General features: G+C 58.9%; 15 protein-coding genes. 8 read left to right on the top strand and 7 right to left on the bottom strand.

Annotated features, from left to right (window positions below; translation table 11 throughout):
- Positions 1 to 113 precede the first annotated feature (113 nt).
- The 3 genes from cmk (at position 114) to N3G78_03195 (ending at position 3524) form a co-directional block, all read left to right on the top strand.
- Entirely contained in the window at positions 114 to 815 is a 702-nt protein-coding gene (gene cmk / locus N3G78_03205) for a (d)CMP kinase (GenBank protein MCX8116927.1), read from the top strand.
- Positions 796 to 1647 (top strand): 4-hydroxy-3-methylbut-2-enyl diphosphate reductase, encoded by an 852-nt coding sequence (ispH, locus tag N3G78_03200; protein MCX8116926.1) that lies wholly within the window; start codon positions 796 to 798, stop codon positions 1645 to 1647. The genes cmk and ispH overlap by 20 nt, the downstream gene beginning before the upstream one ends.
- A 95-nt stretch (positions 1648 to 1742) precedes the next feature.
- Positions 1743 to 3524, top strand: a complete 1782-nt coding sequence (locus N3G78_03195; GenBank protein ID MCX8116925.1) for a 30S ribosomal protein S1 — start codon at positions 1743 to 1745, stop codon at positions 3522 to 3524.
- 9 nt (positions 3525 to 3533) lie between these two features.
- On the opposite strand, the gene N3G78_03190 is transcribed toward N3G78_03195, so the two are convergent.
- The 4 genes from N3G78_03190 to N3G78_03175 are packed head-to-tail and all read right to left on the bottom strand — an operon-like array spanning position 3534 to position 6884.
- On the bottom strand, positions 3534 to 4262 hold the full coding sequence (locus N3G78_03190) for a metal-dependent transcriptional regulator (protein MCX8116924.1): 729 nt from the start codon (positions 4260 to 4262) through the stop codon (positions 3534 to 3536).
- On the bottom strand, positions 4259 to 4456 hold the full coding sequence (locus N3G78_03185; GenBank protein MCX8116923.1) for a hypothetical protein: 198 nt from the start codon (positions 4454 to 4456) through the stop codon (positions 4259 to 4261). The genes N3G78_03190 and N3G78_03185 overlap by 4 nt, the downstream gene beginning before the upstream one ends.
- Positions 4453 to 6423, bottom strand: coding sequence for a ferrous iron transport protein B (gene feoB / locus N3G78_03180; GenBank protein MCX8116922.1), 1971 nt, complete (start codon positions 6421 to 6423; stop codon positions 4453 to 4455). The genes N3G78_03185 and feoB overlap by 4 nt, the downstream gene beginning before the upstream one ends.
- A 2-nt stretch (positions 6424 to 6425) precedes the next feature.
- Complete coding sequence (locus N3G78_03175) at positions 6426 to 6884, bottom strand: transcriptional repressor (protein MCX8116921.1); 459 nt, start codon at positions 6882 to 6884, stop codon at positions 6426 to 6428.
- Positions 6885 to 7026: 142 nt separating this feature from the next.
- On the opposite strand from N3G78_03175, the gene N3G78_03170 reads away from it, so the two are divergent.
- From N3G78_03170 to truA, 5 genes are read left to right on the top strand one after another with little or no spacing between them, the layout of a single operon-like run.
- On the top strand, positions 7027 to 8034 hold the full coding sequence (locus tag N3G78_03170) for a hypothetical protein (GenBank protein MCX8116920.1): 1008 nt from the start codon (positions 7027 to 7029) through the stop codon (positions 8032 to 8034).
- A gap of 55 nt (positions 8035 to 8089) precedes the next feature.
- Positions 8090 to 8812: a 2-phosphosulfolactate phosphatase gene (locus tag N3G78_03165; protein MCX8116919.1), complete on the top strand. Its 723-nt coding sequence runs from the start codon at positions 8090 to 8092 to the stop codon at positions 8810 to 8812.
- 25 nt (positions 8813 to 8837) lie between these two features.
- Complete coding sequence (locus tag N3G78_03160) at positions 8838 to 9305, top strand: pyridoxamine 5'-phosphate oxidase family protein (GenBank protein ID MCX8116918.1); 468 nt, start codon at positions 8838 to 8840, stop codon at positions 9303 to 9305.
- A gap of 3 nt (positions 9306 to 9308) precedes the next feature.
- Positions 9309 to 10472, top strand: a complete 1164-nt coding sequence (locus N3G78_03155) for a DUF362 domain-containing protein (protein MCX8116917.1) — start codon at positions 9309 to 9311, stop codon at positions 10470 to 10472.
- The gene (truA, locus tag N3G78_03150) at positions 10469 to 11209 is read left to right on the top strand and encodes a tRNA pseudouridine(38-40) synthase TruA (GenBank protein MCX8116916.1); all 741 of its coding nucleotides are present in this window, start codon (positions 10469 to 10471) and stop codon (positions 11207 to 11209) included. Before N3G78_03155 ends, truA begins: the two co-directional genes overlap by 4 nt.
- A 27-nt stretch (positions 11210 to 11236) precedes the next feature.
- Here the strand turns inward: truA and mnmG are convergent, their stop codons facing one another.
- The 3 genes from mnmG to N3G78_03135 are packed head-to-tail and all read right to left on the bottom strand — an operon-like array spanning position 11237 to position 14704.
- A complete protein-coding gene (gene mnmG, locus N3G78_03145) occupies positions 11237 to 13117 on the bottom strand; it encodes a tRNA uridine-5-carboxymethylaminomethyl(34) synthesis enzyme MnmG (protein MCX8116915.1) in 1881 nt (626 codons plus the stop codon).
- A 5-nt stretch (positions 13118 to 13122) separates the two neighbouring features.
- Positions 13123 to 13833 carry a hypothetical protein gene (locus N3G78_03140; GenBank protein ID MCX8116914.1) on the bottom strand — a complete coding sequence of 237 codons (711 nt, stop codon included), beginning with the start codon at positions 13831 to 13833 and terminating at the stop codon, positions 13123 to 13125.
- A gap of 55 nt (positions 13834 to 13888) precedes the next feature.
- Positions 13889 to 14704, bottom strand: a complete 816-nt coding sequence (locus tag N3G78_03135; protein MCX8116913.1) for a GAF domain-containing protein — start codon at positions 14702 to 14704, stop codon at positions 13889 to 13891.
- Positions 14705 to 14790 lie beyond the last annotated feature (86 nt).

Raw genomic sequence — 14790 nt, 5'->3', positions numbered from 1 at the left:
GCGGGTCCGATCCCTTGGCGCCCCATCCTTGAAAATTGTTCCGCGATGTGGTAAACCCGATTTGTTTTGAGAGCACCTGACATCCCTTCTTCCCTCCTCAGGTTTGGCTGGACATGTGTGCGGAGAAGCGAATGATCATCGCCATCGACGGGCCTTCCGGAGCGGGCAAGAGCACGGCCGCCAAAGCGCTGGCAGAACGGTTGGGCTACCTCTACATCGATACGGGTGCCATGTACCGGGCCGTCGCCCTCGAGATGAGAAAAAGGGCCATCGGGACGGAGGACACAAGAGGCCTCTCCCAGCTGCTCGCTTCGATCCGTCTCTCCTTTCTGAACGACGGGAAGGGGAATCGTCTCCTCTGTAACGGGGAGGATGTCACCGAGGCCATCCGCACCCCGGAGATCAGCCGGTTTGCCTCGGAGATCTCTCGAAGCCCAATGGTGAGGGAGGCCCTGGTCCGAATTCAGAGGGAGATGGGGCAGATGGGGGGCGTGGTCTTGGAGGGCAGGGACATCGGGACGGTCGTCTTTCCCGATGCGGATGTGAAATTCTACCTCGACGCCCTCCCGGAGGAGAGGGCGAGGAGGCGACACCAGGAGCTTGTCGGGAAAGGCCTCTCGGTCGGTTTCGAGGAGACCCTGCGGGAAGTGACCGAGAGGGACCGGAGCGATATGAGCCGATCCCATTCACCCCTTCGAAAAGCCGATGATGCCTACCTGATCGACTCCACCGACCGTTCGGTAGAGGAGGTTGTGGAGGTGATGGTCCGCGTGATTCACGAAAAGCGAGGGTCGGGTGAAGCTGCTCATCGCTAAGTCGGCGGGGTTCTGTTTCGGTGTCAAGCGGGCGATGGAGATGGCCCTGGAGGCCACCCGGAGACATCGCCCTCCCCTTTATACCCTCGGGCCTTTGATCCACAATCCACAAGCCGTCTCCTATCTGGAGACCTTCGGAATCGAGGTCAGGGATCGAGTCGAAGAGATCGCCCAGGGGACCGTCATCCTCCGATCCCATGGGGTTTCCTTGACCGATCTTCAACGCCTGAAGGCCAAAAGGAAGATCCGGATCGTCGATGCCACCTGCCCTATCGTGAAGGAGGCCCACCTCCATGCGAAATTTCTCTGCAGGAATCGTTATGCCCTCATGATCGTTGGGGACCCCGACCATCCGGAGGTCGAGGCCATCCAGAGCTACCTCGATGGGGAGGTCGTCGTCGTCAGGGGCTCCGAAGAAGTGAGCCGGATGGGGCCCTGGAAGAAGCTGGGCGTCATCGCCCAGACCACCCAGTCCTTCGACCGATTTCGAGACGTCGTCCGGGCAAGCCTATCGAGGGCCAAGGAGGTCAGGGTCTTCAATACGATCTGTCATGCCACAACCCTCCGGCAGAAGGAGGCGGTGGAGATCGCCCGAAAGGCCGACTGTATGATCGTCATCGGGGGATACAACAGCGCCAACACCCGAAGGCTGGGAGAGATCTGCCGCGAAGTTCAACCCGCCACCTACGCCATCGAGACCGCGGACGAGATCCGCCCCGAATGGCTCTATAAAAAAGAGAAGATCGGGGTGACGGCAGGGGCCTCCACCCCCTCCTGGGTGATCGAGGAGGTGGTGAGGGCCTTAAGGAATCTCCATCGGAAAGGGAGATAGACGATTTGTCTTTTTTTTATAGGTGTGGTATAAACAACTGAACTTTGGCGAGAAGGGGGTTTTTTTGAATGGAGAAGAATGGATCGGCACCTGCAATGGAAGCTTTGAAAGAGGGTCCTCAGGAGGAGAAGGGACCAGAGGAAGGAGCGACCCCATACCATCGCAGGGAGGAGACGGAAAACTTTAAAACCCTTTATGAGGAGAGCTTCAAGGAGATCACGGAAGGCCAGATCTTGAGAGGGACGGTGATCGAGATCACGCCCGACCATGTGACCGTGGACGTGGGGTACAAATGCGAAGGCCAGATCCCGATGGAGGAGTTTCGAAAGAGGAACAAAAAGGTGGACCTCAAGGTGGGCGATTCCGTGGATGTCTATTTAGAGAAGAAGGATGAAGAGGGAGGATTTCTCATCCTCTCTAAGGAGAAGGCGGACCGGATCAACATCTGGAAGGATGTGACGCGGTCCTTCCGAGAGGGCGAGGTGATCGAGGGCGAGGTGGTCTCCAAGGTCAAAGGAGGGCTCTCGGTCGACATCGGCGGGATCCACGCCTTTCTGCCCGGGTCCCAGATCGACCTGAAACCGGTCCCAAACTTGGACGAACTGATCGGCCAGAGGTTCCCCTTCAAGGTGATCAAGTTCAACCGGAAGCGAAATAACATCGTCCTCTCCCGGCGGGTCCTCTTGGAGGAGGAGCGGAGGATCCTGAGAGAGGAGACCCTGAATCGACTCCAGGAGGGAGAGCTTGTGGAGGGGGTCGTTAAAAACCTGACCGATTACGGCGCCTTCGTCGATCTGGGCGGATTGGATGGCCTCCTCCATATCACCGACATCAGCTGGGGAAGGGTGGGACATCCCTCAGAGAAACTTTCGGTTGGAGACCGGCTGACCTTGAAGGTCCTCCACTTCGATCGGGAGAAAGGGAAGGTTTCGTTGGGTCTGAAACAGACCCTTCCGGATCCTTGGAATACGGCCCTGGAGAAGTATCCTCCGGGCACACGGGTCCAGGGGAAGGTCGTCAATATCACGGATTACGGGGTCTTCGTCGAACTCGAGGAAGGCCTCGAGGGCCTGGTCCATATCTCGGAGATGAGCTGGGGGAAGAAGATGAAGCATCCCTCCAAGGTCGTCCGCCAAGGCGATCGGGTGGAGGTGATGGTGCTCGACTGCGATCCGGTGAAGCGCCGGATCTCTCTCGGGATGAAGCAGGTCACCCCCAATCCCTGGGAGGTGATCGCAGAGAAATACCCCCCGGGCATGCGCATCTCAGGCAAGGTGAAGACGATCACCGACTTCGGGATCTTCGTCGGCGTGGAAGAGGGAGTGGATGGTTTGGTCCACGTCTCGGAAATGTCTTGGACAAAGAAGGTCAAACACCCCTCCGAACTCTTTAAGAAGGGACAGGAAGTCGAGGCCGTCATCCTGAGCGTCGATCCGAAAAACGAGCGCCTCTCCCTGAGCATCAAACAGTTGGCCCCAGATCCATGGAAAGAGGTGAGCCGGCGTTATCGGAAGGGCGAGATCGTCCATGGAAGGGTGACGAACGTAACCGATTTCGGCGCCTTTGTCGAACTCGAAGAAGGGATCGAGGGGCTGATCCATGTCTCCGAGATCAGTCGAGAGAAGGTGGAGAGGCCTTCCGATGTCCTCAAATCGGGCGATTCGGTCACCGCCCTCGTCCTCCACGTCGATCCCCAAGAGCGGAGGATCGGGCTGAGCCTGAAGGGCCTGAAGGAGAGGATGGAGAAGTCGGAGGTCGAACGGTACCTATCGAATCAGAGTGGGAGCTTGAACAGCCTCGGCGCGCTCATCCAGGAAGAGATGGAACGCCGCCGCCTGGAGGGCGAGGGCAAAAAAGAAGGGGGATCCCAAAGCTGACCCCCCATTTTAACCCACCCCTTTAGAACCCCTCTTCACATAGATGTCCTTAATCACCTCCTCATCGAGGGCCAGGGTCGTCTCTCCAATCTGGAGCACATAAGAAGGGTTCTTCTGATGCATCCGCACCACGCTTCCCGGAACGATGCCCAGGGCGCTCAATCGGTGGAGCCGCGGGTGGGACCTGGGTGCGATGAAGACGATCCGCCCCTCCTCGCCCAACCCCAGGTCTAAGAGGGGGATGACCAGGGGAGGCACCTCCTTCTTAAATTTGGCACAACACTCCCCCCTCGGAATTGGCTTGCCATGGATACAGGTGGGAGGGTGGCCGAGAAAGGTACAGACGCTGTCGGTCACCCCGGGACTGAGGATATGCTCCAATTTGCAGGCCTCCATCTCCACCTCTTCCTCCGACATCTCGAAGATCTCCGAGAGGAGTCGTTCGGTCAGACGATGGCGGCGGATGATCTCCCTCGCCTTTTCCTCTCCCCGGTCCTTTAAGAGGACCCGGTTGTCTTTGAGTTCAAAGAGGTCATCTTTGACCATCTGTCGGAGGATCGATCGGGCTTCGAGGTCGTTGACCTCTGCCAGAAGCTGATCGAGGCCGGAGATCCCTTTCTCCCTCAACGTCCAGATGAGTTCGAGGACCTCATCGATCCGGTCAGGATGGAAGGCCTGCGGATCTCCCTGTCCCCTTCGATGGGGCCCTTTGCTTCGATGGGATTCGTCGTGCTTCATTGCTTCACCTTCCTCCACAGAGATTTGAACAGCTCCAACAGAGCGGAGCGTTCTCGATAGGAGTAGCCGCAGTGGGGGCAGCAGAGAAGGTCACAGCCCTTCGAGAAGAGGCACCCTCTACAGGGGCCTTCTCCCGGGGTGAAGGGCTGAGCGCAAAGGGGACAGCGTGTGGAGGGGGTACCTTTCATTTTCATCGCCCCACCAGGGCCATCACGAAGTTTAGCAGGGCACCCACCCCGAAGGCAACGGGGAGGATGAAGCCCGTGATGAAGAGAGACGTTTTCAGCCCCCTCTCTTTGATCATCATGAAGAACTGGGCGACGCAGGGGATGAAGAGGGTGATCGTCACCAGGCTGACGAGGATTTGGCGGGGATTGAGAAGTCCCTCTCGGGCCAGCATGTAGAGGCCGGCCGCGCCATAGTCTCTCCGGAGGAAGCCGACGATGAAGGCCTCGGTCGCCTTGGCTGGGAGGCCCAGCAGGTGGACGACCAGGGGGGTGGAGACCTTTTCGAGAAAGGTCAGCCCACCGGTTTGATGGAGGAGAAAGAGGAGGAGCGTCCCCAAGACGAAGAGAGGGACAGCCTCTTTCAGATACCATTCGATCCGGGCGAGGGTCTTGACGAGGATGTTGGAGAGGGTGGGAAGACGAAGGGGAGGGAGCTCCAAGATAAAATCGGAGCCCTCTCCAGGGAGAACCTTGGCCGCTAAATATCCCACCACGATTATGACCGTGGCGATCAGCCCCCCCCAGAGGAGGACATAAAAGGCCGGAAGGCCCGTGAACATTCCGAGGATGACGCCCAGCTGGGCGGAACAGGGGACCCCGAGGGCCAGCAAAAGGGTGACGATCGTCCGATCCTTTTCGGTATCGAGGATCCGGGTGGTCATGGTCGCCATCGTATCGCAACCGAGGCCCAGGACCATGGGAAGGACAGCCTTGCCGTTGAGCCCCATCTTCTTGAAGAGGCGGTTTGTCATGACCGCCAGCCTCGGCAGATAACCGGAGTCCTCCATCAGGCCGAAGAAGAGGAAGAAACAGCCCACGATCGGAAGGACGATGGCGATCGCATAGGTGAGGGCCATGGTGAAGATACCATAGGGCCCCACCAGCAGGTCCTGGACCCACTGGATGGGCAGGGTTCGTCGGACGAACTCGATCAAGGGCGGGAGCAACCACTCCCCAAAGAGCGTCTCCTCCAGGAAGTCGACGCTGATCTTTGCCCCAAATACCCCCACGAATTGATAGAGGAGGAAGAGGACGACGAGGAGGACGGGGATGCCCCAGAGGGGGTGGATGGTCAACCTTCCGAGGAAGAGGGAGAGGGTTTTCGGAACGACCTCGGAGGAGGTCTGGACCCGGGAAAGCATCTCGTCCACCTTTTTGAGGCGAACCTGGTTGACGAGGTATCCGATGGGGTCCTGATATGAGGCCTGAACTTCCTGTCGGATCCTCTCGATCTTGGCGATCTCCTCCGGGGAGAGGTGGCGATGGAGCCATTGCACAAGGCTCTCATCTCCGGAGAGGAGCATCAAGGCCAACGACCTTTTCGCGATCGGGGTTTCGGGCAGAAGGGGAAGGATCCGGCAGATGCCCTCTTCGATAAGATCCGTGTAACTCAGGGAGGGGGTGTTGACCGGCCCAGGTTGTTGGACATGCTCCTTGATCTTCTCCAGCCCTTTTTTCCGGGTGGCCACGGCCCTCAGGACCGGCAGGCCTAACTCTCTGGAGAGCGTCTTCAGGTCGATCTCGATCCCCCTGCTTTTGGCCTCATCCCACATATTGAGGACGACCGTAAAGGGGAGCCCCATCTCGAGCAACTGGAGGGAGATGAGAAGCCCCCTTCGAAGGTTTTTGGTGTCGATGACCTGAACGAGATGGCAGGGCCCTTCCTGGACGTCCTGGAGGAGGATGTCCCGCGTCACCTTCTCGTCCTCGGAGGTCGGGATGAGGGAATTGATCCCGGGGGTGTCGATGACCTGGAATTTCTTCCCCCTGAGCGAGAGCGTTCCCGTGGCCACCTCTACGGTCGTCCCGGGGTAGTTGGAGACGGTGACATATTTCCCGGTGAGGTAGTTGAAGATGACCGATTTCCCCACATTGGGATTGCCGATCAGGATGATCCGGCCTTCCAAGGGGTTGGGAGCTGGGTTCTTCTTCATAATCAGGGCGCTTCTCCGGGGTGTTTGAGAGAACTTCGATGGGCCAGACAGGGCTTGCAATACCCGTAGAGTTCCATCCGATGGTGGAAGATCTTGAATCCATGGCCTTTGGCGATCCGGTTCTGGATCGCCTCAAGGCCCTCGTCTCTGAATTCGACGATCTTTCCGCACCGGAGACAGATCAGGTGGTCGTGGTGTCCCCCTCGTTGGATGGGCTCGTATCGGGTCTCCCCTCCCTCGAATTTTCGCTCTGCGGCCAATCCGAGTCGGGTGAGGAGTTTGAGGGTGCGGTAGACCGTGGTGTAGCCGATCTTCGGATTGCGTTTCACCACCAGGGCATGGATCTCGGCCAGGTTTTTATGCCCTTCCGAGTTTAGGAAGACCTCGAAGATCTCCGCCCGTTGATGGGTGGACTTCAACCCCTCTCCCGAAATCAGGGCCCTCCATCGGTTGGACTTCATCCCCACCTTCGCTTCCTAAGGGAACGGCTTGGCCGGCTTCCCAATTGAAATTGAATTTCAATTTCATTTTAAGGCCCCCCCGGGGGGTTGTCAAGACCGCAGGCCATTGACCCCTCCTGTCAACTCTGTTAGATTTGGATCTATGGGAAACGGACCGGATCGGGACGGGACGAAGTCCTTTGAAAAGATCGTCACCCACAACGATTTTGACGGCATCGTGAGCGCGGCCCTCTGCGCCCGAGCCCTCGGCGTGGGCAAGGTCCTTTTCGCTGGGCCCCTGGCGATCCAACGCTCCCAGATCACCATCACCGATAGGGACGTGGTCTGCGACCTCCCTTACCCCCTCGAATGCGGGCTCTGGTTCGACCACCATGAGGGAAACCTCCAAGAGCTGGAATACCGAAAGATCGATCCACGCTCCATCCCGGGCCGGTTCGCCCCGGCCTTGAGCTGCAGCCGGGTCGTCTTCGAGTACTTCTCCGAGAGGATGGAGCTTCCCTCTTACTTTCTCCAGGCGGTGGAGGAGGCCGATGTCATCGATGGGTTCACCTATGCCTCCGTCGAAGACTGGAGGAGGGAGACCCCTGGCAAAAGGATCGATTGGAGCTTGAAGGCCCAATTCCCTTCCGTTGAAGATCAGAATGGTTATCTGAGACTCTTGGTGCGGGAACTCCGAGACCGTCCCATCGAAGCGGTCTCCCGGCTCGAGGTGGTCCAAAAGAGGCTCGTCCAGTATCGGGAGGAGGAGGAGAGGATGCTCAAGATCATTCGAGACTCCTCCTCGTTCCTCGATCAGGATGCAAAGAAGGAGATCGTGGTCATCGATCTCACGCCCTATCAACGGAGGCCCCATTTGATCAAGAACCTCGCCCTCCTGCTCTATCCAGAGGCCAAGGGGATCCTGGAGGTTTACAACCTGATCGAACAGAGGGTGAAGACGAACCACTTGGGGTTTTCGATGTCCCTCTCCATCCACGGCAATCGAGACGGGAAGAAGAACATCGGCGAGATCATGCGGACCCTCAACATCGGGGATGGTCACCCCGGGGCCGCAGCCGGTCAGGTCCGGTGCAGGTCGAAACAGGAGATGCTGAAGAGGAAGAAGGAGATCCTGGATCAGATCTTCAGGCTTTGGTCTCTTCAGGGATGATTTTGATCGGACCCTCCGGCCCATCGATCTTCGCCCTTTGAGCCCCTTTTGTCCTATGCAGATCGATGTCCAGCTCCTCCCCATCCCGGTTCCTGCCTCCTCCCTGAGCCGAAAGACCGTGGTCGTCATCGACGTCCTCCGGGCCACCTCCGTGATCGTCCAGGCGATCTCCCAGGGGGCCCTTGAGATCCTCCCTGTGATCACCGTGGAGGAGGCCTTTCGGCGCGGGAGCACGTTTCCCGAAGGGACCGTCCTCTTGGGAGGGGAACGGGGGAGCCGGAAGATCGATGGGTTCGACTTGGGAAACTCGCCCAAGGAGTATCTTCCGGAGAAGGTCCGGGGCAAGAGGATTGTCCTCACGACCACCAACGGGACGCGGGCCTTTTATTCGGTCATGTCAGCGAAGGAGGTCTTGGCCGGCGCCTTCTTCAATATCGGGGCGGTGGCCAGACGCTGTGTCGCCACCGGAGACGATCTCCTGATCTATCCCTCCGGCGACACAGGACGGTTCTCCCTCGAGGATGTCGTCTGTGGGGGGATGTTGATCCACCGAATCCTCTCCCTCGGGGAGAAGGCCGAGCTCACGGATGCCGGTCAAGCGGCCCTCATCCTCTACCGGAGGTTCGAGGCCGACTTGACCGAGGCCTTCCGCCTTTCCATCCATGGTCGGGATCTGATCGGCCGGGGTTTCGAAGAGGACCTTCCCTTTTGCGCCCGGATCGACGTGACCGAAGTCGTCCCCGTCTTTCGAGAAGGGGCGATACGGCCCCTTGGGTGAGGGACGAAGGGAACAGGAGAAGCCGATGCGAAGACCGGAGAGAAGGATGGACCAGAAGGTCCTCCAATCCCTTTTAAGACGATCCTCGGTCGGAAGGCTGGCCACGATCAACCGGGCGGGCTATCCGGTCATCAAACCGGTGAACTTCATTTATATGGAGGGGAAGCTCTATCTCCACTCCTCTCCCCGGGGGGAGAAGATAGCAGACCTCCGGAGGGGGAGTCCTGTCTGTTTCGAACTGGACGAACCGATCGCCTACGCCCCCGCCTCAGGCCATGCCTGTTGGGCAGGATATTTTTATCGAAGCGTCTTCGTCAAGGGGAAGGCCAAACTCTTGAAGGACCCTGCCCAGAAGCAGAGGGTCCTTCAACGGTTGATGGAAAAGTATCAACCGGAGGGCGGATATGGTCCCATCCCACCGGCGGAGTTGAAAAAGACGGCGATCGTCGAAATATCGATCGAGGAGATGACGGGAAAAGAGAAGCTCGATTAGGCCATGGCCAGGGTATCGATCGTTCGATGTCATCGTTATGAGGAGGCCGAGGTCCTAAAGGCTCTCAGGCGATCCATCGACCTTCTGGGAGGGATGGGGACGTTCGTCCATAGGGGAGACCGGGTCCTCCTCAAACCCAATCTCCTCTACGGGAAGCGGCCCGAATGTGCCGTGACGACCCACCCCTCGATCATCAAGGCCGTCATCCAACTGGTCCAGGAGGCAGGAGGACTCCCCTTCCTCGGGGACAGCCCGGCCATCGGCAGTGCCAAAAGCGTGGCCGAGAAGGCAGGGATCCAAAGGGTTGCAGAAGAGATGGGGTGTCCCATCATCGAATTCAACCGGCCTGTTCCCCCTTCGAAAAGGATCGGAAGGATCTTCAAGAAGATCGAGATCGACCAGGCCGTCTTCGAGGCGGACGTCGTGATCAACCTTCCGAAATGGAAGACCCATGGCCAGATGCTTCTCACCTTGGGGGTCAAAAACCTCTTCGGTTGCATCCCGGGCACGAGAAAGGCCATGTGGCATCTCAAGGCCGGGGAGGATCCTTACCGGTTCGCCCAGGTCCTCATCGATCTCTACCAGATCGTCCAACCTCGATTGACCATCCTCGATGGGATCCTCGGGATGGAGGGCAGCGGACCGAACAGCGGCGATCCGATCTCCCTCGGACTCCTCCTGGCAAGTCCCTCCTCCCTCAGCCTCGATCAGGTGGTCTGCGATCTCCTCGGACTTCCAAGAAGGGCCCTCCTGACCAATCGTGTCGGCCTCGAACAGGGGATCGAGGCAGGGGAGATCCGGGTCGTGGGCGAGGGGATCGGGAGATCGAAGATCGACCGTTTCAAATTGCCGAGCGTGGGCCGGACGGATTGGTCGCTGCCCTCCTTTCTGAAGAAAGGCCTCAAGAATGCGCTCCAGGCCAGGCCGGTGCTCGATTCGACCTCCTGTGTCCGATGTCTTCAGTGTGTGGAAGTCTGCCCTCCAGGGGCCCTCAGGGACGGGGTCAAGGGGCTTTCGATCGATGAGGGCCGTTGCATCCATTGTTTCTGCTGTCAAGAGGTCTGTCCGCAAGGAGCGATCAAGATCCGGCCCGGATGGGCCACGAGATGGCTCGATGGAAGATCTCCTCGGTGGCCCGCCGGAGAGGGGCACCCACTTCGGCGATGATTCGGAAGATCAAGCTCTTGATCGAATACGACGGGACGAATTACCGGGGCTGGCAGGTCCAGGCCCAGGGCGAGACCATCCAAGGGGTGATTGAAGAACGACTGGCCAGAATTCTGGGGGAACCGGTTCGCCTCGTGGGATCGGGAAGGACCGATGCCGGAGCCCATGCCTGCGGTCAGGTCGCCCATTTCACGACCCGAAAGGGTCTTGATCTCTCCTCCCTCCATCGGGCCTTGAATAGCCTCCTTCCCGAAGATATTCTCGTCCTGAAGGTGGAGGAGGTGGATGAGGCCTTCCATGCGCGCAGGGGGGTCAAGAGCAAAATCTATGAGTACCGGATCTTGAATCGCCCCCTCAGGCCCGTTTTCGATCGCTTCTATGCCTGGCATATTCCCTATCCCCTGGACTGGGAGGAGGTGAAAAGGGCGACCCAGAGGCTCGTGGGGAGACATGACTTCTCCGCCTTTCGTTCCACAGGGTCTCCGGCGAAGAGCGCCATCCGTGAGGTCTTTCGAGCAGAGTGGAGGGAGGGAGGGGAGGGCCTGATGCGGTTTCAGATCGAGGCCAATGGTTTTTTGAAGCAGATGGTGCGGGCCATCGTGGGGACGCTCATCGAGGTCGGGAAGGGCAAGATCGATGCGGAAGGATTCCAGAGGGTGATCGATTCAAAAGACCGGAGGATGGCCGGGCCCACGGCCCCAGCCCACGGCCTCTTTTTAAAGGAGGTGAAGTATTAAAGGGAAGAGGCCCTTCATCGGGTCCCGCTACAGATGGCCCTGTTTTTTCAGATGGATCATCAGGATGGAGAGGGCCGCGGGGGTGACCCCGGAGATCCTCGAGGCCTGACCCAAGGAGATCGGCCTGATCCGCAGCAGTTTCTCCCTCACCTCTGAGGAGAGGCCGAGGATGGATCCGAAGTCGAACCCCTCAGGAAAGATCACCTCTTCCAACCTCTTGAACCGTTCGATCATCTCCATCTCCCTCTTCATGTAGCCATCATATTTGATCTGGATCTCCACCTGCTCCTTGACGGGCTTCGGAAGATCCTCGAGGTCTGGATCGAAGGCACAAAGGTGGTCGAAGCGGACCTCTGGTCTCTTCAACAATTCGAGGAGGGGGGTCTCCTTTCTCAAAGGTGGCCAACCCCTCTGGTGAAAGGTTTCGTTCGTCTCCCTCGTGGGTCTCACCTTGATGTGGCCGAGCCTCACCAGGGTCTTTTCGATGGCCCCTCTCTTCTCCAAGAAGGCCCGGTAAGCTTCCTCCTTGACCAGGCCGACACGGTAGCCGATCTCCCGAAGCCTTAAGTCGGCATTGTCCTCCCGGAGATGGAGGCGGTATTCTGCCCGGGAGGTGAACATCCGGTAGGGTTCGGAGGTCCCTTTGGTGACCAGGTCGTCAATCAGGACGCCGATGTAGGCCTCGGAACGTTTCAACACGAGGGGTCTCTCGCCCCGGAGGGCGAGGGAGGCGTTGATGCCCGCAAGCAGGCCCTGGGCCGCCGCCTCCTCATAACCGGAGGTTCCGTTGATCTGTCCGGCATGGAAGAGCCCCTCGATCTTCTTCGTTTCGAGGGTGGGTTTCAACTCGGTTGGGTCGACAAAGTCATACTCGATGGCATAGCCCGGCCGGAGGATTTCGACCTCCTCCAGTCCCTGAATCGACCGGAGCATCCGGAGCTGGATGTCGAGAGGGAGGCTGGTCGAAATCCCGTTGGGGTAGATCTCGTCTGTCGCCCTTCCGTCCGGTTCGAGGAAGATCTGGTGCCTCGGTTTCTCCGAGAACCGAACGACCTTGTCTTCGATGGAAGGGCAGTATCGCGGTCCGATCCCCTTGATGATCCCGCAGTAGAGGGGAGACCGGTCCAAGCCCGAACGGATGATCTCGTGAGTGGTGGGATTGGTATAGGTGATGTAGCAGGGGACCTGCGGCCTTTCGATCTTCTCCGTTGAGAAGGAGAAGGGAAGGGGCGGCTCATCCCCGTACTGGGGGGTCAGCCTGGTAAAGTCAATGGTCTTTCCGTCCAACCTCGGCGTGGTCCCGGTCTTGAGCCTTCCCATTCGAAATCCCAACCTCCGAAGGGAGAGGGAAAGGCCGATGGAGGGCGGATCGCCCATCCGGCCGGCGGGGAAATGGTCGAGGCCGATATGGACGAGGCCGTTCAAGAACGTCCCCGGTGCGAGGATGACGGCCTTGGCGTAAAAGGTCTCGTTACGATCGGTTCGAACCCCCACCACCCTTGGGCCCTCCGTCAGGATCTCCTCGACCGAGGCCTCTTTTAAAAAGAGATGCCTCTGTTGCTCGACCACCTTCCTCATCCTCAGCCGGTAGGATTGGCGATCCACCTGGGCCCTGGAGGAGCGGACGGCAGGGCCTTTTGCGGTGTTGAGTCTCTTGAACTGGATTCCCGTCTCATCGGTGGCCAGGGCCATCTCACCGCCGAGGGCGTCGATCTCCTTGACCAAATGGCCTTTGGCAAGCCCCCCTACGGCGGGATTGCAGGACATATAACCGATCTGCTCGAGCCTCTGGGTGATCAGCAAGGTGGGATGGCCAATCCTTGCGCAGGCCAGGGAGGCCTCGATTCCCGCATGACCCCCTCCCACCACGATGATGTCGAATTGGTTGGGGATAGGTCTTCCGTCCATTTCCATTACGGTAAGGGGGCGAACCCCTGGGATCGGGAGGGCCTCTTCCCTCGGCAGGCTTTCACGCAGAGGCCGCAGATGTGCTGGCTGAGGTGGAGGGTCTTGGAAAAGAGTTTTAACTGTTCATAACACCCGAGGTGGTCGAAGTCCTCGGGCCGCTCCCGGATCGCCCCGGCCGGGCAGACCCTGAGGCAGGCACGGCAGGGCCCGCAGTCCCGGGCCAGAGGCGGATCGGATCGGAGGGGGAGGTCTGTCAGGATGGTGACGAGACGGATTCTCGAACCGAACCTCTCGTGGACGAGAAGGTTATTTCTTCCGATCCAGCCCAGACCAGCGGCCCAAGCGACCTCTTTGTGAGAGAGGTGGCCCCTCTGACCTTTCCAGTCGATGATCTGCGAAGCGGCTATGGGCATGGCCTGGAACTCTTTCTCCTGGATGGCGCTGCTGATCTGGAGGGCGATCGTATCGAGGAGGATGTTGACCCTCTGATAATGGTGAAAATAGTGGGGCGTGGGGCCCTCTTCGATCCCTTCGAGAACGGCATCCGAAAGATGATAACCGATGGAGATGGCGAAGGGTAAGCGGTCAAAGACCTCCGGCGGGAGCAGGGCCTTCTGCCGGGTCAAACGGGCCGAAGGCGCCACGCCGAAGATCGATCCCCCCCACCGCCTGGAAAGACCCTCGAGTTCCTCGCGATTCTTTTGGGGATCGTCCATCGAAAAAATTTTGACCTTTTGTCCGACCGATTTCAAGGGAAGACCGGAGGCTTCTTTAAGGAGGTCCTCCGGTCTTGCGGGGTTTGATCTTGAACTCTTTCAGCTTCGCCCGCAGGGTGTTGCGATTGATCCCGAGGAGCAGGGCCGCGGAGGTCTGCACATGGTTGACCCGTTCCATGGCCAATTTGATCATGATTTTTTCGACCAAGGAGACCACATCCCGAAGCAGTCCACTCCGGCTCTTCGATTCCACGTAGGGATCGACCTTTTTCAAAAATTCGGTCAGCCTCTCCTTGAGGATCTCTTCGAGAAGGGGGGCGGAGGGTGCCGATCTTTTTGATTCCGGAGGGTCGTCCTGGCTCTTCGACCGGTGGTATTTGATCGCTGAAGAGAGGAGGGCTGAAAGGACGGTGAGGAACTGAAGATCCTCTTCGAAGTCCTCCCGGTTGCCCATGAGGGGGTTGATCAGGAAGGCGCCCAACGCCCCATGTCCTTCGAGAAGGGGGATACAGAGCAAAGGAGGCCTGGCCCGAACAGGGGCGGCATTTTCCCACTCTCTCCCATGAAGGTCCCCCTGAATGACCCTGGGGGACCGGGACTCGATGACCTCGCCAACGATCCCCCTCCCCCCAGACCCTTGAAGGGGATGATCCGCCATGGCCGTTCCGTAAAGGGCCTCCACCTCAAGATCGCCTCTCTTCTCGTCCCTGAGGATGAGGGCTGCATATCCCACCGGAAAGAATTGGGTGAGGATGGACATCGTCCGATGGAAATAGTCCTTCGGCGGCAGGGTGGGAGAGAGCTGGGAGACCTGGTAGAGGCTTCTGAGTTCGGGGTGGTTTTTCGAAGGGGTCACCGGCTGGGATGACATGGTCGCCTCCTCCCGACCATGGATCGCGGACGTCCCTCATGGTCAAGAAAAATTGTGGTTCAAGATACCCCCACCAATGTAATGAA

This window comes from Thermodesulfobacteriota bacterium, assembly GCA_026415035.1.
Taxonomy (GTDB): domain Bacteria; phylum Desulfobacterota; class BSN033; order BSN033; family UBA1163; genus RBG-16-49-23.
Note: the sequence above shows the minus strand (reverse complement) of the source record. Positions and strands in the feature narration are given on the sequence as shown.

Excerpts from the sequence above, each read along its gene's own strand:
- N3G78_03160 (MCX8116918.1), top strand. The coding sequence starts at position 8,838 with ATGCGAAGACCGGAGAGAAGGATGGACCAGAAGGTCCTCCAATCCCTT.
- N3G78_03175 (MCX8116921.1), bottom strand. The coding sequence starts at position 6,884 with ATGAAGTCCAACCGATGGAGGGCCCTGATTTCGGGAGAGGGGTTGAAG.
- N3G78_03165 (MCX8116919.1), top strand. The coding sequence starts at position 8,090 with ATGCAGATCGATGTCCAGCTCCTCCCCATCCCGGTTCCTGCCTCCTCC.
- N3G78_03195 (MCX8116925.1), top strand. The coding sequence starts at position 1,743 with ATGGAAGCTTTGAAAGAGGGTCCTCAGGAGGAGAAGGGACCAGAGGAA.
- mnmG (MCX8116915.1), bottom strand. The coding sequence starts at position 13,117 with ATGGACGGAAGACCTATCCCCAACCAATTCGACATCATCGTGGTGGGA.
- N3G78_03135 (MCX8116913.1), bottom strand. The coding sequence starts at position 14,704 with ATGTCATCCCAGCCGGTGACCCCTTCGAAAAACCACCCCGAACTCAGA.
- N3G78_03170 (MCX8116920.1), top strand. The coding sequence starts at position 7,027 with ATGGGAAACGGACCGGATCGGGACGGGACGAAGTCCTTTGAAAAGATC.
- N3G78_03140 (MCX8116914.1), bottom strand. The coding sequence starts at position 13,833 with ATGGACGATCCCCAAAAGAATCGCGAGGAACTCGAGGGTCTTTCCAGG.
- truA (MCX8116916.1), top strand. The coding sequence starts at position 10,469 with ATGATTCGGAAGATCAAGCTCTTGATCGAATACGACGGGACGAATTAC.
- N3G78_03185 (MCX8116923.1), bottom strand. The coding sequence starts at position 4,456 with ATGAAAATGAAAGGTACCCCCTCCACACGCTGTCCCCTTTGCGCTCAG.
- N3G78_03190 (MCX8116924.1), bottom strand. The coding sequence starts at position 4,262 with ATGAAGCACGACGAATCCCATCGAAGCAAAGGGCCCCATCGAAGGGGA.
- N3G78_03155 (MCX8116917.1), top strand. The coding sequence starts at position 9,309 with ATGGCCAGGGTATCGATCGTTCGATGTCATCGTTATGAGGAGGCCGAG.
- cmk (MCX8116927.1), top strand. The coding sequence starts at position 114 with ATGTGTGCGGAGAAGCGAATGATCATCGCCATCGACGGGCCTTCCGGA.
- feoB (MCX8116922.1), bottom strand. The coding sequence starts at position 6,423 with ATGAAGAAGAACCCAGCTCCCAACCCCTTGGAAGGCCGGATCATCCTG.